The organism is Holtiella tumoricola (genome assembly GCF_027857615.1).
Lineage (GTDB): Bacteria > Bacillota > Clostridia > Lachnospirales > Cellulosilyticaceae > Holtiella > Holtiella tumoricola.
This window is the reverse complement of sequence record NZ_JAQIFT010000061.1, coordinates 179,165-198,660: the sequence shown is the minus strand read 5'-3', so window position 1 is coordinate 198,660 and position 19,496 is coordinate 179,165. Positions and strand designations below refer to the sequence as shown.

Sequence of the window (19,496 nt, the reverse complement as noted above, 5' to 3'; positions counted from 1 at the left end):
AGTTTTAATTATGAATAAAAAAATGAAATCACTAGCACTTTTATTAGTAGGGATTATGTCTTTAGGTACTTTAACAGCATGTAGCGGTGGAAATAGCTCAACACCAACACCAGCTGGAGACAATCAAACAACAGCATCTTCAACAGATAATAAAAAGACAGATGCACCAGTAAATCTTGTTTGGTGGACAATTGGTAACGAACCAAAAGATTTAAAAATGGTAAATGATAAAATTAATGAGTACACAAAAGAAAAATTAAATGTTACTCTTGAAATTAAATACGCAAGCTGGGGAGAATACGGCGATAAAGTATCAAAAGTTGTTCAAAGTGGTGAAAACTATGATATCGCATTCGGTGCAAGTATCAATAACTACACTGATTTAGCTGCAAAAGGTTACTTTGCTGACCTTACAGATCTTGTTCCAACAGCAGCACCAGCTCTTTGGGACTTCATCCCATCAGATCTTTGGAAAGGTGTAACAATGAACGATAAGATCTTTGGTGTACCTACATACAAAGATTCTTCTCAATCACAATACTGGGTATGGGATAAAGAATTAGTAGAAAAATTAGGTATTGATTACCAAAACATTAAAACATTAGAAGAATTAGAACCAGCACTTCAAGCGATTAAAGCAGATAATCCAAGTGAATACCCACTTGTTCTTCAAGGTATAGAAGGTATCAATGGATTCATGGCAACAATCAATGAAATCGATGAATTCTTAACAAAACCATATGTAGGTATCAACTATAACGATACAACAGGAACAGTAGTTTCTCCATGGGAACAAGACTATGTAATGGATAACTTAAGAACAGTACACAAATGGTTCAAAGAAGGACTTATCAATCCAGATGCTGCAACACTTACAGAAAGTCCAAAATACAGACCTGTAACATCTGACCAAGGTTACCCACATGCAGATGCTGACTGGACAAATTCAAGAAATTATCCTGTAGTATCTAACATGTTCTTCGGACCAAAATACTCAACAAAAACTATCCAAGGTTCATTCTTAGTAGTATCAGCAGGTTCAAAACATCAAGAAGAAGCACTTAAAGTTATTGAACTCTTCAATACAGACGAATATGCACGTAACCTTCTTGCATTCGGTATCGAAGATACACACTACAAAAAAACTGGGGATAACACAATTGAAATCTTAAGTGATGGTTACCAAGCTCCAGCTTACTCACAAGCTACATTCTTCAATATGTACGTAGTAGATCCAGCTCCAGCAACAAAATGGACAGATCTTCAAGCTCATAATGAAACAGCAACATCTTCACCAGCATTAGGATTCACATTCAATACTGATCCAGTTAAAAACCAAGTTGCTGCTTGTGCAAACATTCAAGCTAAATACGAACCATCTCTTATTACAGGTTCTGTAAATCCAGATGAAGTAGTACCAAAAATGTTAGATGAATTAAATAAAGCAGGTTACCAAGAAATCATTACAGAAGCACAAAATCAACTTAATGCCTTTTTAGGTAAATAATAGTTACTAACAGAGCGAATACTTTTATGGAATGAGTAGGGGGAAACCTCTACTCATTTTGTTTTTATTGAATCAGAGGAAATATATAACAAAATATGATTAGATTTGATAAAATAAGATTTAGAGATTATTTAAGTGAGGGAGAAGGTGATACGATGAAAAACGTGGGGATTAATGAGATAGCTGAAAGATTAAATATATCTCGTAACACTGTATCAAAAGTTATGAACAATAGGGGAAGTGTTGCAGATAAGACAAGAAAGAAAATTATAGAGACAGCTATAGAGATGGGGTATAGTAAATTACCTGAGCATCTATCAGAAGGATATAGTAACAAAAATACTATGAAAAATATACTTGTGATAGCGACTTCACCAGACTTTTCATCTTTCTGGGGAAAGATTATTAATGGAATTACTAAGGAATTAGCAGATAGAGAATATCAATGTTTTTATCACTTTTTGACGTTTGATCAAGCTGCTCATTTTACTTTACCTAAGTTAGTAGAGAGTAAAGAGCTTGCTGGTATCATTGTTATGAACGTTTATAATATTGATGCTATAAAGAGCATAGCTACATTAGGGTTACCAACAGTATATTATGACTTACCATTAGGTATAGATATAAGAGAGGCTAAGGCAGACGTAGTTGTAGCAGAAGGAAGAAAGAGCGTCTTTTATCTCACGGAACAGTTGATTAAACAGGGTGATAGAAAGATTGGGTTTATTGGAGATGCAAGCTACTGTAGGAGTATAGAGGATCGTTGGAGAGGCTTTATGAGAGCTCATGAGATCTATAATATACCAATTAACAAAGAGTATTGTTTCACCAATAAGCAAGGGCACTTTTACTTTGGAGAAGAAGTAGAACGTACCCTTGAAGAGGTCTTTAGTGATAGAATAAACTTACCAGAGGCATTTGTATGTGCCAATGATGCTATTGCATATAAGGTAATTAATCAATTAAAAGCATATGGATACCGTATACCAGAAGATATACGCATAACAGGATTTGATGATATTGATGTCCTAGGAGAAAAAGAATTAACATCTGTAGGTATTGATATATCAGATATAGGCATAAGACTAGCAGAACAACTTGCGTGGAGAATAGACCATCCAACAAGGAATAATGAAATGATTAAGATTTATGGAGATATTCATTTTAGAAAATCAACTGAAAGACCAGTATGAAAGATTAAAAAGAGGATTATATACTAACGAACTGATAAGTTAGTGTATACTCCTCTTTTTAATAGGGTTAATAAGATGTAATGGCTATTTATAATATTGTATTGGAAACTGATATTGAAAGATAAAAAGGTGAAAATTGAATAGAATAACAGTATCCTAATTACCGAATAAGTAAAAGATTTATTTACGTAGGTCTGAAGGGGTGATGCCCGTTAGACGTTTAAAGACTGTAGAGAAATATTGGCTCGATGAAAAAGATAGCATATATGCAATCTCAGTGATACTTAATTCAGTTTGGGTTAATAGCATTTTTGCATAGTTAACTTTTTCTCTAAGGATATACTCATTGGGTGGTAGACGTAATTCGTTGCGAAATTTCACTTTAAATTGTGAAACAGATAAATGTGCATTGTTTGCTAATACTTCTATATTAATAGGTTCACAAATGTGAGAGGTAATATAATCAACACTCTCATTTAAAAAATTATCATTTGGTTGTACTGGTAAGTTTGCGTATTTGATAAGCTCTGTTAGGACTGTAAGGAGACGATTACGAAACATGGTATTTTTCAATGGAGAAGCTTCGTTAGCAGTAGTTAGTAAATTTTCAATACAGTGTTTAACATTATTTTTTACTTTAAAAGGAGCATTACTATTTCTAAGTAATTCATCGATGATATAAGAACATTCTTTATTACCAAAAGCAAAATTAACATCTATAAATTTTGAAGGGTCAAATTGGATGTAATAGAGTTTTAAAGGTTCTATAGAACAATGGCCAGTGTTATAGGAAGTGTGAGGAGAGAGTATCACGACATCATTACTGAAAACCTTAAAATGGGCAGAGTTAATGTTAAATGATTGCGAGCTCTTGTAAAAATAGTAGATGGTAAGTAAAGAAGTTTGTTTATTAATAGGAGGAAGTGCATGAGAGGTAGTAAGCTTCCCTAAGGTGATAGGAAAATCAACATCATTTCCGAATTCAATATGTATATTGGAATTATTATTAGAGGTGCAATTTTGAATAGAGTGCATAGCTTATAACCTTCCTAAGTAAATAATATGAAGATATTTTAGATTAATTATATCAAATAATTGATAACAAGTAAAAATGGATGAATACCCTATATCTATACCTGTAGCATGGTGGCATGAAATTGTTACTCCTAACCGTCTAGGAAGAACTTGATAAAAGATAAAAAGAGGTAGCCACTGTATGTGGCTACCTCTATAAAGAACTGATAGATTAAGGTGTTACTTCAATTTGTGTAGTCCAGATGATATTGCCTTTATCTTCTAAAGTAAGTGTAAAGGTACCTGGTTCTAGTGTGAATTGCATATTAGCATCCCAAACAGACAGGTCTTCTGAATCTAAGGCTAAATTGTATCTTCTTGTTTCGTTAGGTTGAACGAATGCCTTGTTGAATGATTTGAGTTCTCTATCACGTCTAATAGTTGATGCTTGATTATCTTTGATGAAGAGTAAAGGTACAGGAGCACCAACTCTATCACCTGTATTTGTAATGTCTACTGCAAAGGTGAAGCAAGTACCTTTTAACAACTCTGCTTTTGAAAGTGTAAGTGTATTTGCTGCTACTTCGCTATAGTTATAAGTTGTATAGTCTAAACCTACCCCAAAGCTAAAGAGCGGTTTTGATTTCTCATTGTGATATACCATGGCTGGATAAGATGTTTTGTGGTTGTAGTATACAGGAAGTTGTGCAGCACTATAAGGAATAGATACTGGTAATCTACCTGATGGAGAAATCTTGCCGAGTAAGATTTCAGCTAAAGCTTGTCCACCTACTGGGCCTGGGTAGAAGCTGTATAGTAGTGCATCTGTAGCTTCTGCTATACGAGGAATGGCATAAGGTCTGCCCGCAATGATGATGGATACAGTAGGCTTATTAAGTGCAAAGATACGTTCTGCTAACTCATTTTGAAGGCCACTAAGTTCAAGATGTGCACAGTCAACACCTTCACCACAATCCATTTGTAAGCTACCTTCTTCTAAGATTGCAGCACCATTGGTATCAAACTTAGCACCTTTAAAACGGCTACTAGAACCACCTAAGGCTAAGATGACAAGGTCACATGTGCTAGCAAGCTTAACAGATTCTTCAAGCTCTTCTTGTGTACCATCCATAATGTTACTACCTTTATGGAAGTGTAATGCCACATCTTCACCTACAAGTGTTTTAAGGCCAGTGAGTAAAGAGATTCCTTGACTTTCTTTAATAGGTGGTGTGTAGTCCCCAAGTTGGTGATATACTTCATCTGCATTTGGTCCAATAACAGCAATAGACTTAACGCCATCTAATTGGAGAGGGAGTATATTATTTTCATTTTTAAGAAGTACAACAGACTCGCGTGCTAAGTTAAGAGATTGTGGATACTTTTCGTAAGTAAATGTAGGTGTAGCAGTTTCCTCATCAAGGAAAGGATGTTCAAAGAGACCTTGAGCGAATTTCAGTGTAAGAATTGCTAAAGCAGCTTCGTCAATTTCTTCTTCTGTGATGTAGCCTTTTTCTACAGCTTCTTCAAGCTTTGAAAAACCTACATCCCATAAGCTCATTGTAACACCACTACGAAGTGCAAGGGCACCAGAACGAGCAAAGTCACCTGTAAGTTCGTTGAGACGGTCAACAGCTACACCATCGGCCATAACAACACCTTTGAAGCCAAATTCATCTCTTAAAATATCTTTTAGGAGATGGCTGTTAGCATGACATGGTACGCCATCGATTTCGTTGTAGGCAGCCATAACACCACTTGCACCTGCAGCAACAGCAGCTTTAGTAGAAGGAAGGTGAATTTCACGAAGTTCACGTTCACCAATGCGAGCAGCGCTTGCATTAACGCCGCCAGTGCCTTCACCTTGTGCACAGAAGTGTTTGATCACAGATAATACACCTTGGCTTTCGCAACCGATAACAGCACTTTCTGCCATTCTAGCTGAAAGGTAAGGGTCCTCGCTATAGCATTCTTCACTACGGCCCCAACGAGGGTCACGAAGAACGTCTAAAGCGGAAATAAGACCAAGGTCTACACCCATCGATTTCATTTGAGCACCACATACTTGGTAAGCCGCTTCGATGAGTGGAGGGTTAAATGTAGCTCCCATTGATAAGTTAACAGGGAGTAGATAGCCATCTAAGGCTTGATGACCATGAGGACATTCTGTACTCATAAGCGCAGGAATACCAAAGCGAGAATGACTCATAACGAAGGCTTGTACTTTGTTATAAGCTTTTGGAGCAAGCTCTGTGACAATGCCAGTCTCAAAGTCTTTGTTTGCCCAAGGGTCAGCACGGTAAAGGCCATAAAGTGTACCAAGTCCACCGTAGTATTCTACTTCATCAGTTAAGTGCTTCGTAAGGATGATCTCATCATCCTTACGTTCATAAGCTTGAAAACCATAAAGTTTTTGATTAATTTGACCTACTTTTTCACGTAAAGTAAGACGAGGTAAAAGGTCTTGTGCACGCTCAGAAGGTGTAAGTGAGGCGTCTCTAAATTTTTCTGTCATTATCTAAATACCACCTTATAAGTTTTGATTTCGTATGGTTTGATAGTGAATGTGAAAGCATTTTCTTCAGTTGTTAATGCTTCTAATTCATTTTCTAATAAATCACATTCATGAACTGAAACGATAGCATTAGCGAAGTTTAATGTAGCTTTTGTACGTTTGTTTTGGTATTCATAAAGACGTACAATGACACCACTACCATCTTCAGCAAGCTTAATGGTTTCAAGTAATACGTTATCTTTGTTAATGTTAGCAAATGAGAAATCTGTATCGATATTCCCTTTATTTGCTACAAGTACAGGCTGGTTAAGTTTGATCGCTTCTTCTTGAGTATGAGCGTCTTTCCATGTACCTGTATGTGGGTAAAGTGCATAAGTGAAGAAGTGCTCTTCTTGGTCAGTTGTTGGGTTTGGATCTACACCTGATTTAATGAGTGTAAGGCCAAGGTCTGTATCTTTGATAGAGTGACCATATTTACAATTATTAAGTAAACTTACCCCATAGCCACCTTCAGATAAGTCAACCCATTTATGTGCACATGACTCGAATCTTGCTTGATCCCAACTTGTATTTTCATGTGTTTTACGTGTTAGGTTACCAAACTGAATGTCAAATGTAGCTTCATCTGTGTGAATATCTAATGGGAAGTGAACTTTAAGTAGGTGTTGGCTTTGCTTCCAATCTACATAAGTTTCGAAGTCGATACGTCTAGAATCTGCATAGAAGTGGATACTTTGACGGATGATAGAGTCTACAAATGGTCTTTCGATTTCAAGAGTAGCACGTACAGGACCTACTTCTGTCCAGTTCATGCTTGTAAGCTCTGTAACTTCCCAGAATTTTTGTTTATAGTAAATGTCGATATCCCAGTTGTCGTAGCACATTGGCATATCTTCATATACCTTCATAACATTACCTTTTTGGCCTTCAAGAATAAGCTCGCGATCATTTTCTTTGTCATAAATAGATGTAAAGAGACCATTAGCATCTAATTGAACACTATAGAATGGTGTCTCAATAGAATGATTTGTTGTAGCAAAAACATCTGTAGTAGCTACTGCATCTTGTGAAAGTGCAAAGCCTTTAAGACCTTTTGATGGTAATGCTTTAACATAAGCTACAGCACCATCTTTTGTTTGTTGAACAGGGTATAGAGTACCTTCTTGATCAACAAGAGCAGTAGTAGCGTCTAAGTTTGTAATAGTAGTAGGAAGTGCTACAACAGTATCTTTGACAAATCCTGATGTGTTAGCAAGTGTAATGCCATCACCTTCTCCTACTAATGTATTTAGACGGTCATTGATAAGTGTTTCAGTTTGAGTCTTAATATCAGCGTATTCTTTTGCTGTTACTTCGTATACTTCTTTGATAGAAGTACCTGGTAAAATATCGTGGAATTGGTTAAGGAGCATTGTTTTCCACATAGAATCAAGTTCAGTAGTTGGGTAGCTTGCACCTTTATCAAGAGCCATAGTACTTAAAAGTTCTAGGTTCATAAGGTTATTTTCATTTTCTCTATTTGAACGTTTATTACGTGCCATAGAAGTATAAGTACCACGATGGTATTCAAAGTAAAGTTCACCTGACCAAGTAGAGAGCATATTGCTGTCTTCTACAGTATCTTTTAATGTATCAAAGTATTCTCGTGCGAAGGCTTGACGTACTTTTGGTGTACCTTTGATACCTTTTTCCATACGAGTAGAGGTTTCAAGCATTGTTCTTGTTGGGCCACCTCCACCATCACCGTAGCCGTAAGCAATAAGAATATCGTTGTTCATATCTTTGTTTTGATAACGCTCCCATGCACCCATAAGTGCATCTGGGTGAAGCATACCATTGTATGTTGTAAAGAAGTTATCAAGAGACTGTCCAACACCAAGGGTTGTAATGAAGTGTGTTAAGATTTCTGTACCATCAATACCGCGCCATTTGAAGGTGTCGAATGGAAGTTTATCGAATTGATTCCATGCAAGTTTTGTAGTCATGAAGTAGTCGATACCGCATTTATCCATGATTTGAGGAAGTGCAGCTGAATAACCGAATACATCAGGTAACCAAAGGATACGGTTATCTACGCCAAACTCTTCTTTGAAGAAGCGTTTACCATGAATAAATTGACGTACAAGTGATTCACCAGAAGTTAAGTTACAGTCTGCTTCAACCCACATACCACCTTCTGGCTCCCAGCGGCCTTCTTTAACCTTTTCTTTAAGACGTGCATAAAGCTCTGGATAACGTTCTTTAAGGAAGTAGTAAAGTTGAGGTTGGCTAGACATGAATTTATAGTTAGGGAACTCATCCATAAGCTTAAGTACAGTAGCAAAACTACGCGCTACCTTTTGTCTTGTTTGAGCAACAGTCCAAAGCCATGCTACGTCAATATGTGTATGACCAATACATGTAGCAATCACTTCATCAAAGCCAGCAAGATCTTCATAGATTGCTTTTTGAATGAAGTTACGCGCAACTTCTATAGAAGCGTAGAATTCATTACTATATGGTTTTCTAAGATCAATGAGGTTAATGGTATCATTTAAAGCTGTTTCAATATCTAAACGGACTTTATCACCTTTTGGCATACGATTAAGTGCCCATAAAGGTACTTGAAGATCGTAGTAAAGCGCATTGATTTCAGGATTAAATTCAGCCATTTCACCGATTAATCTAAATTCACTGTGGATAGTACCAGTGTAAGATTGTAAATCAATATGGTAAGTTTCTCCTGCTTTTGCGCATTCTGTAATAAGGACTTCACGGTGATTCATATCTAAACCTTGAACAATTTCATTGTTTACAAAAAGAAGGAATTGAGGGTTTTTACCGTCGTCCCATTCATCGATTTGAGTATGAATAATCATCCAAAGTGATTTGCCATCAAAGCTTTCAGGTACTGTAAGTGTGGTTCTGAACCAGTAATGTTTATCTGGACCATACCAGTGCATGGTACGGCTGTCGAAGTCTTCCCAGTCTGTGTGTGCTGCCTCTGCTTCAGTAGGTGTATTGAAACAACCTGGCTTAACTTGCCAAGTTTCTAAAGGGTTACACTGAACTTTTGAAAGCTTCTTTAATTTTTGAGTAATAATGGTGACTCTTTCTTTTGTGTAGAACATGGTATCCTCCTAGAGTGCAAAGTAATATGTTTTGTTTACGTTAAGTTTACGTTTTTGTTTAAAATTATTATATAATCTTTATTATAATAACTAAATTAGAAATTGTATAGATAAAAAAAGTGATAAAATATAAGCTTATATACTTAAAAAAATCTTTAAATCTCTAAAAATATAGATAAAATGCCTTATTAACAAGTAAAAAGGTGTAAACAGTGTGTAAAGTAGATGTAAAATTTATTTATACAAAGGCTATAAAAAGAATGAAAAAAGCATAGAAATCCTATATAATTAATAGGAAATAGACTGAAAATATATATAAAACTAAGAGCGTAAATAGATATATAAGCAATAAATGTAAAGTAAAAAGATAAAAATGTAAACATAATAAAAAAACTTTCAGTTTTTATAGAGCTTTTGAGTGTTTTTATTGAGGCTAAGTAAAGAATTCATGTACACTAAAATAAAGACAACAGCATGAAATTTTGACATTATAAGGAGAGAAGATATATGAAAGGAATGGGAATGAGTGACATTGCTGAAAAAGTAGGTGTGTCGCGTAATACTGTCTCAAAGGTAATGAATGGACGTGGAAAAGTATCTCAGGGGGTAAGATACCAAGTCATTGAAGCAGCAATAGAACTGCGCTATCATAAGTTGCCACAAGAACTTTATGAAGAATATATGCTAACTATCAAAAAGGATGAAAAAGTATCTAAAAATATCCTTGTGATTGCAACATCCCCAGACTTTTCAAGCTTTTGGGGACATATGATCAGTGGCATAACAAAAGAATTAGCCGATAGAGAATATAGCTGCTTTTATAATTTTTTGACCTTTCAACAAGAAAAGGACTTTGAGTTACCACCTATTTTACAAGAGGCAGATATTACAGGTATTATCGCTGTGAACTTATATGATAAGAATGCTGTAAATAAGTTATCACAAGCTAATTTACCTACAGTGTATTTTGATATTCCATTAGGCATTGACCCGATGTCTGTAAGCGCAGATGTAATTGTGGTAGAGGGTAGAAGAAGCGTACTTAAAATTACAGAAAAACTTATTGAACAAGGTGACAAGATCCTTGGTTTTATAGGTGATACCCAATATTGTAAAAGTATTGAAGAAAGATGGAGGGGCTTCGTTAGAGCGCATAATGTAGCAGGAATTCCTATCCATAATGAATATTGCTTCATTAGTAAAGAGCATGGACATTTCTATTTTGAACAGCAAGTAGAAGGTACGATTACATCACTTATTGAAGATAAACAACCTTTGCCACAAGGATTTGTATGTGGAAATGATGCCATTGCGCATAAGGTAATTAAAGTATTAAGACAGCATGGATATAAAGTGCCAGAAGATATTAGAATTTCAGGGTTCGATGATATTCCTTTAGAAGGTGAGGAATCAACATTAACTTCTGTACGTACTAATATTCATAACATAGGTAGACGCCTAGCAGAACAGATTGTATGGCGTATAGATAATCCAGATAGGGATTATGAAAATATTAAGATTTATGGGCAAGTAGAATTTAGACAATCAACCAATAAGAGAAGTTAACAACATAGAACTGGGGGTAAATATATGAAAAATATATTATTTATAATGGGTGACCAACATAGATGGGATTGTATAGGTGCTTATGGTAATAAGATATTGCAAACACCATATTTAGATGCATTGGCACAAGATGGTGTGAAACATACAGAGCACTATACAACCTATCCAGTTTGCACACCTGCTAGGTATTCTATTCTAAGTGGTCTATATACACATCAGCATATGGGATGGAGTAATCATTGTACATTGGCAGATGGTATAGAAACTTTTCCAAAGATACTTAGGAAAAATGGCTATAAGACAGCTGCAATAGGGAAAATGCATGCCACACCGACATATTTAGATATGGGATTTGATAAAATGATTCTATGTGAACAAGATGGTGATGGGCGTTATGATGATGATTATCATAAATATCTAAAAGAGCAAGGTTTATTAGATGAAAATGATTTAATCGATCAGAGACAAGAATTTAGAGCTAAAGCAGATGAAAAATATTGGAATACTTGTGGGGCTATGAAATCTAATTTAGATGAAAAGCACCATTCTACAACATGGATTACAAATCGCGCACTAGAGGAAATCAATTCATGGGGAGAAGGCGGAAATATGATGCTTGTGAGCTATGTGAAACCGCACCATCCTTTTGATCCACCAGCTCCATACGATACAATGTACAATCCAGAGGAAATAGAGATACTGCCAGGGTATACAGAAGAAGTATCAGATGTAGATTATGAACATGGTTCAGGGTATTTTGATCATAAAAATCTTACAGAAGATAAGTTGAGACAGGTAACAGCTCATTATTATGGAAGTATTACACATATGGATCATCATATTGGGCGTTTAATAGAAGCATTAAAAGCTAAAGGACTTTATGAAGATACTTTAATCGTTTATACAAGTGATCATGGGGAGTATTTAGGGTTCCACCATATGCTACTAAAAGCTAATTATATGTATGACCCATTAGCTAAGGTACCACTTATTATTAAATATCCTAATAATGAATATAAGGGGAAAATCAATGAGCAAATAAGTTGCAATATTGATCTTGCTCCAACTTTCCTTAAACAAGCTAATTGCCAAATACCATGGACTATGAAAGGTCTTAACTTAGCAAACCAAGAAGTAGGAAGAGAAATGACAATATGTGAAGGCCTTAGAGTAGATATGTGTAATGGTGTTCTTGAAAGATACTATGAATACATGGTAAGAAGCAAAGATTATAAACTTATTATCAGTAAAAACTTCACTCATTATAGATTTTTCGATCTTAAAAAAGATCCATATGAATTAAATGATGTAGCAGCAGACTTACAATACAAAGAAGAAATTGAACGACATAAAGCATTTTTAGCACAAACAATGACCTTTGATGCACTCACACCAATCTATTTAAATGAAGAAGAAAAAGTGTTTATAGAAGATAAGAAACCTGATTTAGATAAGCGAAGAGAAGTAGAGGAATATTTCAAATTAAAAGTGCCTTACGAGAAAGAGTAGGCTAGGGGGAACAAATGAAACAGCCAAATATATTACTTATATTATGTGACCAATTTCGTTGGGATTGTTTAAGTGTAATGGGACACCCTACCGTTGAAACACCAAACTTAGATACATTAGCTAATGAAGGTGCACTTTTTACCAATGCTTATACGCCAGCACCGAGTTGTGTGCCAGCAAGAGCCAGCCTCTTTACAGGGATGAGCCCAAGTCAAACAGGATTTATAGGTTATCAAGATGGGACAGAGTGGAACTTCCCCAATATGTTGCCAGAAGTCTTAAGGAATTCTGGTTATCAAACACATTGTGTAGGAAAGACACATTTCTTCCCACAACGTAAGCATTGTGGATTTGAAGGGCTAGAGTCTTATGAGGCATGGCAAGTATTTGGTCATCACTATGTTAATGACTACCATGAATGGCTTGCAGACAAGACCGGTAAGATGATGGATGAATTACATCATGGGTTAGATGATAATAGCTGGAATGCTAGACCAAGTACATTACCAGAAGAGTTACATAACAATACATGGGTTGTGACAAAAGGGTTAGAATTCTTGAAGAGGCGAGATAGAACAAGACCATACTTCTTAAATTTATCTTTCCATAGACCACATCCCCCGATAGATCCACCACAATTCTATTGGGATGAGTATATGAAAAAAGAATGTGAACAGGTACCTGTAGGAGATTGGGCAGCTAAACATGATAAACCCGTTAGAGGGCTTGATACTTGGGAAGGTCACTTGGATGAGGGAAAACTAAGAAGAACACGCCTTGCTTACTATGCTCAAATTGCTCACATTGATACACAAATAGGAAGATTAATCCGTAGCCTTAAATATCAAGGTGAAATGCCAGATATGATTATCTTTACTTCAGACCATGGAGAGATGCTCGGTGACCATCATCTGTTTAGAAAAACCTATGCTTATGAAGGCAGTGCAGCAGTGCCATGTATTATATGGACTAAAGATAAAGCGTATAGAAGTAAAGAAGAAACACCAATAGTCTTACAAGACTTATACAGTACTATATTAGGGTATGCTAATATACCACAGCCAGATTATGTAGATGGATGCAACTTAATGCCATTATTAAATCATGAGAGCCAAGCTGATGTAGGTAAAAATATATTTGATAGAAAGTGGATTCATGGAGAGCATGCAAGGTGCTACAGTCCAGATGAAGCAATGCAATTTATGACTGATGGTAAGACCAAGTACATTTGGTTTACTCATACAGGAGAAGAGCAATTATTTGACCTTGAAAAAGATCCTTATGAATGTCATGAATGTTCAAAGGATGGAGTCTATAAAGAAGTACTTTTAGAATGGCGTAAGCGAATGATAGATTATTTAGCTACAAGAGAAGAAGACCATTTATCAGATGGAAAAGAACTAATAACAGGCCTATTACCTGTTAAGAGAAAGGGGATGCATCAATGAAAAAGTATAACATTATTTTGATTACAACGGATCAACAACGTTATGACACAGTAGGTGAGCTTGCACCAGATTATATGCGTATGCCACATACTCAGTATCTTATTAACCAAGGGATTAGCTATACCAATGCTAATGCCCAATGTCCACTGTGTGTACCAGCACGTATTTCTATTATGAATGGGAAGTTTCCTCAGACAACAGGTTCTACAACAAACTGTGAGACAACAGATGTGATGGGAACACGTAATACCTTACCAGATCTTATGAGACAAGCAGGTTATCAAACTATTGCAATAGGAAAGATGCACTTTGGACCACAACGTGCAAAACACGGGTTTGATGAAATGATTATTCCAGATGACTACTACAGACAAATGCAACGTAGTGGCAGTCTGATTCAACCCATGCATCACGGAATGGGGCAAAACGAGATTTATCCAGCTCTTTCTACTGTACCTGAGCCAATGACATTAACCTCTTGGATATCAGAACAATGTGTGGAATACATAAGAGATAGACGTGACCCATCTCAACCATTCTTTATGTGGTGTTCTTACTCTAAGCCTCATCCACCTTTTGATCCACCAGAACCATACTATTCAATGTATCGAGGTGAAGAGATAGCAGATCCTGTATTTGGAGATTGGTCAGATGATGAACATGCACCTCTTGCTTTTAAACGACTTAGACAAATGTGGGGATACGATAAAATTAGTCCAAAGATCATAAAAGAAGCAAAGGCTGCTTATTATGGGTTGCTCACTCAAATTGATTACAACATGGGACGTATTTTCTCTGCGCTTCAAGACTTTGATATGCTTAAAGATACCATTATTCTTTTCACTTCAGACCATGGAGAATACTTAGGAGACCATCACACAGCAGCCAAGTTCTTCTTACATCAAGCATCTACTCATGTACCATTTATTTTAAGACTCCCACCATCAATGGGGCATAAGCTAGGTGGAACAAAACAAGATATCCCTGTAACTCATGCAGATATCTTACCAACCCTTGTAAATCTAGCAGGTGGGACAGTACCTGAGGATGTAGATGGACAAGACCTTATGGCAGTACTTGAAGGGAAAGAAAAGCCAAGACAATACGTAGAGATGGTATCACAAATGGGCATGTTAGAGTCCATAGGTATTACAGACGGAGAATTTAAATACATGTGGTACTTAGAAGACCAATGCGAGCAACTCTTTGATCTTATCAATGATCCACAAGAACTTAAAAATCTTGCAGGATTAGAAGCATATAAAGGAGTTCAAGAAGAACTTAAACAAGCTTTAATTGAAAGTGAACAAACTAAGAAACTAAACTATGTTAAAGATGGTAAGCTCACAACCATAGAACCACTTAATGATGATGAAAGACATAGAAGAGCGAATCCATGGCCAGGGTATCATACAGAATACTGCGATATTGATGTAAAACATTAATTAAGTTTTCACTTCATCCAAGTCTAATTAACATGAAAAGAGGGGATTTACATGTCTAAGAAAAAGAATATATTACTTATATTTACGGATCAACACCGCGTGGATAGTTTGTCTTGTTACAATCCAAATACACTTTGCAAGACACCTAACATTGATGCTTTAACAAGTGAGAGTGTTGTATTTAATAATGCTTATACAACTTGTCCTGTGTGCTCTCCAGCGAGAAGTTCTTTAATGTCGGGTGCTTATCCATCTAAAACAGGTATGGAAAGTAATTTATATCAATCAGGTTGTAGAACGCATGAACTTCAAGATACACCACATCTTTTAAGTCGTAGACTACAAACAGTGGGCTATAACTTAGGGTATACAGGTAAGTGGCACTTAGGTGTGGGCAGTGATAAACAGGCAAGTGAAGAAGGCAGAAGTATTGTAGCTCAGCAAGAGAAAGGCTTTATGGATAGTGCAGCTTATGAGTATTATGGCACATTGCCAACAGATGTAGGGTTTGTAGGAGATGATTTCCCAGGACATGGTGGTGGTGGATGGACTTATCCAGAGTTCCATCAGTACTTAAAAGATAACAATCTAGAAGTTAAGATGATTAATAAAGGGAATGGCAATCGTGCAGGTGACCATTCAACTTGGGCAGAGGTTGTATCACCAATAGAATCTACTATAGAATACTACTTAACAGAAAGAGCGATTACACTCATTGATGATTTAACAGGAGAAGACAAACCTTTCTTCTTTGCACTTAACTTCTGGGGACCACATGAACCGTTCTATGCACCAACTAAGTATTTAGATCTATATAGAGATATGGCTATTCCAGAGTCACCTTCCTTTAGAGAAGATGCTAAAAGTATGCCAAAGATTTATGAACTTCTTAGAAGACCAGAACATGACTGGAGCTTCTTCCAAAATACATTAAGACATTACTATGCATGTATTTCTCATATTGATGCACAAATAGGACGTTTAATAGAGCACCTTAAGGCTAAAGGACTTTATGAAGATACAGTTATTATCTTTGCAGCTGATCATGGAGATAATCAAGGATGTCATGGTGGACTTGAGAATAAGTCTTACAGTATGTACAATGATACAACGAATATTCCTTTATTTATTAAACCAGCAGGAGAAAGTATTGCACCATATACTCAAACAGCATTTGCCTCAACAGTAGATATCTATGCAACTATATTAGACTTAGCAGGTTATGTACCTACAGATAACTATGGTTATGGTGATGGTAGAACACTTACAAGATTCCTACAAAGTGAAAGCAAAGAAGGATGGGCAAATGATATTGTGACAGAAGGCATGGGCGCCTTTGACGTTGTAGCGACTCAACGTATGTATAGACAAGATCAATATAAGTATATCTTTAATGGAGCAGGTGAAGATCAACTCTTTAATTTAGAAGAAGACCCATATGAAATGAATAACCTGATTAAAGATGAAAAGATACAAGATAAACTTATGGAACTTAAAAATGACTTTGCAGATTGGATGAGTGCACATAATGATCCAGTGCGCCATGCATTTTGTAAGATTAATCGTATAAAGGAGTGGGAATTATAGTATGCCACCGATTCATTTACTGATAAAACCAGCATCTAGTGGATGTAATCTAGCTTGTAAATATTGTTTCTACTATGATGTAAGTGATAACAGACAAGTAAAGTCTTATGGAAGAATGACAAAAGAGAATTTAGAGGTGCTTGTTGAAAAGGCAATGACACATGCTGAAGGAAGTTGCACCTTTGCTTTCCAAGGAGGTGAACCTACTTTGGTAGGTTTAGACTTCTATGAAGCGCTTATAGCTTATGAAAAGAAATATGCAAGACCAGGATTACAAGTATCTAATGCCATTCAAACAAATGGTACATTAATTGATGAAGAATGGGCCAAGTTCTTTGCAAAGAATAAATTCTTAGTAGGCCTATCATTAGACGGTATAAAGGATGTTCATAATGAACTTAGATTAGATAGAAATAGAGAAGGAACCTTTGAACGTGTACTTGAAACAACAAAGCTTTTTGATAAGTATAAAGTAGAATATAATATTTTAACTGTTGTTACCAGACAAGTAGCTGAAAATATTAAAGAAATTTATGATTTCTACATTGCCAATAATTTTAGATATATGCAGTTTATCCCTTGTTTAGATGAAATTCATGAAGAAAAGGGACAAAAAGATTATTCTCTTACACCAAGATTGTATGAGAAATTCCTCATGGACCTTTTCGATAAATGGTATGAAACCATTAAAAAAGGGGAGTTTATATATATCCGCTACTTCGAAAACTTACTTCAAGTTATGTTAGGTTACTATCCAGAAGCATGTGGCATGATGGGGACCTGTACATACCAATATGTAATCGAAGCAGATGGAGGCGTATACCCTTGTGACTTCTATGTAATGGATGAGTATAAAATAGGAAATATGCTTCATGATGACTTTAAATCTATAGAAGCAAAAAGAACGCAAATAAGATTTATTGAGCAGTCACAATGTAAAGACTCAGGATGTCTCAAATGTAAGTGGTACAACATGTGCCATGGTGGATGTAGAAGAGATAGAGATAAGTTTGAAGATGGAAAAATGGGACGTAATTACTTCTGTACATCCTATAAAACCTTCTTTAAATATAGCTATCCAAGGCTACAAGAAATAGGGCAAATGATTCTTAAAAGAAGATAAAAAAGGTACATTTTGGTTGACTTAACTAAAGTTAACAAAGTGAATAATAAAAAAGTAACAAAAAGATACAAAAAGCTATTCTAAAGCAAAAAAATCTTGTATAATAAACCTATAACAATAAACCATACTTTAATGAATAAACAGAGAGGATTTGACTCATGGAAAAACAATTACCACAATCAATGCAAAATCTCCTTGAAGAAGTAAGAACAAAATTAGCAGGTGATGAAAAACTTATTAAAATGTTTGAAAACTGCTATACAAATACTTTAGATACTACTGTTAAAAAAATGGAAGACGGTACTACATACGTAATCACAGGAGACATCCCAGCGATGTGGCTTAGAGACTCTGTATGTCAGCTTAGACCATACTATGTATTAGCAGAAAAAGATCCAGAAATCGCAGATATGATCGAAGGTCTTGTAAGAAGACAAATGAAATATATCTTAATTGATGCTTATGCAAATGCTTTCAACGAAGAAGCAAACGGAAACTGTTGGGAAAAAGATGAAACAGATCAATGTGATTGGATTTGGGAAAGAAAATACGAAATCGACTCACTTTGCTTCCCAGTTCAAATGAGCTACTTATTATGGAAAAACACAGGTAGAACAGCTCAATTCGATGAAGAATACGTAAAAGCTATCTACCGCATCATTGAAGTATTTAGAACAGAACAAGATCATGAAAACAAATCACCATACAACTTCATCAGACATGGTTGCTACTACACAGATACATTATCAAGAGATGGTAAAGGTGCTTTAGTTAAATCTAACATCGGTCTTACATGGTCAGGATTTAGACCAAGTGATGATGCTTGTATGTATGGATACCTTATCCCATCAAATATGTTTGCAGAAGTAATCATGGGATATGTAGTAGAAATCGCTACAGAAGTTCTTAAAAATGAAGAACTTGCTAAACTTGCTGCAGAACTTAAAGCAGAACTTAGAGAAGCAATTGAAGCTTATGGTACATTATCAAACTACCAATACGGTAAAGTATACGCTTACGAAGTAGATGGTTTCGGCCAATACAACATCATGGACGATGCTAACCTTCCAAGTCTTCTTTCAATCCCATACATTGGATATGTAAATGAAGATGATGAAGTATACCAAAACACAAGAAAAATGATCCTTAGCGAAATGAACCCATACTTCTACAAAGGTACAGCAGCTCAAGGTATTGGTAGCCCACATACACCAGTAAACTACATCTGGCACATCTCACTTGCTATGCAAGGTTTAACATCAAACGATATGGAATACAAAAAATCTATTCTTGAAATGATGAAAAACACAGATGGTGGCAAAGAATTAATGCACGAAGGATTCAATGTAGATGATCCAGCACAATACACAAGAGAATGGTTCTCATGGGCAAATGCAATGTTCTGTGAACTTGTACTTGACTACTGTGGATACAAAGTAAAAAGATAATTAGATAAATATTTAGTTCCTATAAAAATAA

12 protein-coding genes are annotated in these 19,496 nt (G+C 35.8%); 9 read left to right on the top strand and 3 right to left on the bottom strand.

The window, feature by feature from the left end:
• The first annotated feature begins 10 nt into the window (after positions 1-10).
• Positions 11-1,507, top strand: a complete 1,497-nt coding sequence (locus PBV87_RS17545) for an ABC transporter substrate-binding protein (protein WP_053982900.1) — start codon at positions 11-13, stop codon at positions 1,505-1,507.
• A gap of 155 nt (positions 1,508-1,662) precedes the next feature.
• A complete protein-coding gene (locus PBV87_RS17540; protein ID WP_271013162.1) occupies positions 1,663-2,700 on the top strand; it encodes a LacI family DNA-binding transcriptional regulator in 1,038 nt (345 codons plus the stop codon).
• A gap of 180 nt (positions 2,701-2,880) precedes the next feature.
• Here PBV87_RS17540 and PBV87_RS17535 read toward each other — a convergent pair whose 3' ends face one another.
• The 3 genes from PBV87_RS17535 to PBV87_RS17525 form a co-directional block, all read right to left on the bottom strand.
• Positions 2,881-3,735: a helix-turn-helix transcriptional regulator gene (locus tag PBV87_RS17535; RefSeq protein ID WP_053982902.1), complete on the bottom strand. Its 855-nt coding sequence runs from the start codon at positions 3,733-3,735 to the stop codon at positions 2,881-2,883.
• A 211-nt stretch (positions 3,736-3,946) separates the two neighbouring features.
• Positions 3,947-6,229, bottom strand: a complete 2,283-nt coding sequence (locus tag PBV87_RS17530; protein WP_271013161.1) for a glycoside hydrolase family 3 N-terminal domain-containing protein — start codon at positions 6,227-6,229, stop codon at positions 3,947-3,949.
• Positions 6,229-9,339: an alpha-mannosidase gene (locus PBV87_RS17525; RefSeq protein WP_271013160.1), complete on the bottom strand. Its 3,111-nt coding sequence runs from the start codon at positions 9,337-9,339 to the stop codon at positions 6,229-6,231. The genes PBV87_RS17530 and PBV87_RS17525 overlap by 1 nt, the downstream gene beginning before the upstream one ends.
• Positions 9,340-9,846: 507 nt before the next feature.
• Between PBV87_RS17525 and PBV87_RS17520 the strand changes: the two genes are divergently transcribed.
• From PBV87_RS17520 to PBV87_RS17490, 7 genes are all read left to right on the top strand, one after another.
• Positions 9,847-10,905, top strand: a complete 1,059-nt coding sequence (locus PBV87_RS17520; protein WP_271013159.1) for a LacI family DNA-binding transcriptional regulator — start codon at positions 9,847-9,849, stop codon at positions 10,903-10,905.
• Positions 10,906-10,929: 24 nt separating this feature from the next.
• Entirely contained in the window at positions 10,930-12,414 is a 1,485-nt protein-coding gene (locus tag PBV87_RS17515; protein WP_271013158.1) for a sulfatase family protein, read from the top strand.
• Between the two features lie 14 nt (positions 12,415-12,428).
• Positions 12,429-13,862 (top strand): arylsulfatase, encoded by a 1,434-nt coding sequence (locus PBV87_RS17510; protein WP_271013157.1) that lies wholly within the window; start codon positions 12,429-12,431, stop codon positions 13,860-13,862.
• Positions 13,859-15,307: a sulfatase-like hydrolase/transferase gene (locus tag PBV87_RS17505; RefSeq protein WP_271013156.1), complete on the top strand. Its 1,449-nt coding sequence runs from the start codon at positions 13,859-13,861 to the stop codon at positions 15,305-15,307. The genes PBV87_RS17510 and PBV87_RS17505 overlap by 4 nt, the downstream gene beginning before the upstream one ends.
• A 51-nt stretch (positions 15,308-15,358) precedes the next feature.
• Positions 15,359-16,894 (top strand): sulfatase-like hydrolase/transferase, encoded by a 1,536-nt coding sequence (locus tag PBV87_RS17500; RefSeq protein WP_271013155.1) that lies wholly within the window; start codon positions 15,359-15,361, stop codon positions 16,892-16,894.
• 1 nt (position 16,895) lies between these two features.
• Positions 16,896-18,017, top strand: coding sequence for an anaerobic sulfatase maturase (locus PBV87_RS17495; protein WP_271013154.1), 1,122 nt, complete (start codon positions 16,896-16,898; stop codon positions 18,015-18,017).
• Positions 18,018-18,175: 158 nt separating this feature from the next.
• A complete protein-coding gene (locus PBV87_RS17490) occupies positions 18,176-19,465 on the top strand; it encodes a glycoside hydrolase family 125 protein (RefSeq protein ID WP_271013153.1) in 1,290 nt (429 codons plus the stop codon).
• Positions 19,466-19,496: the final 31 nt, after the last annotated feature.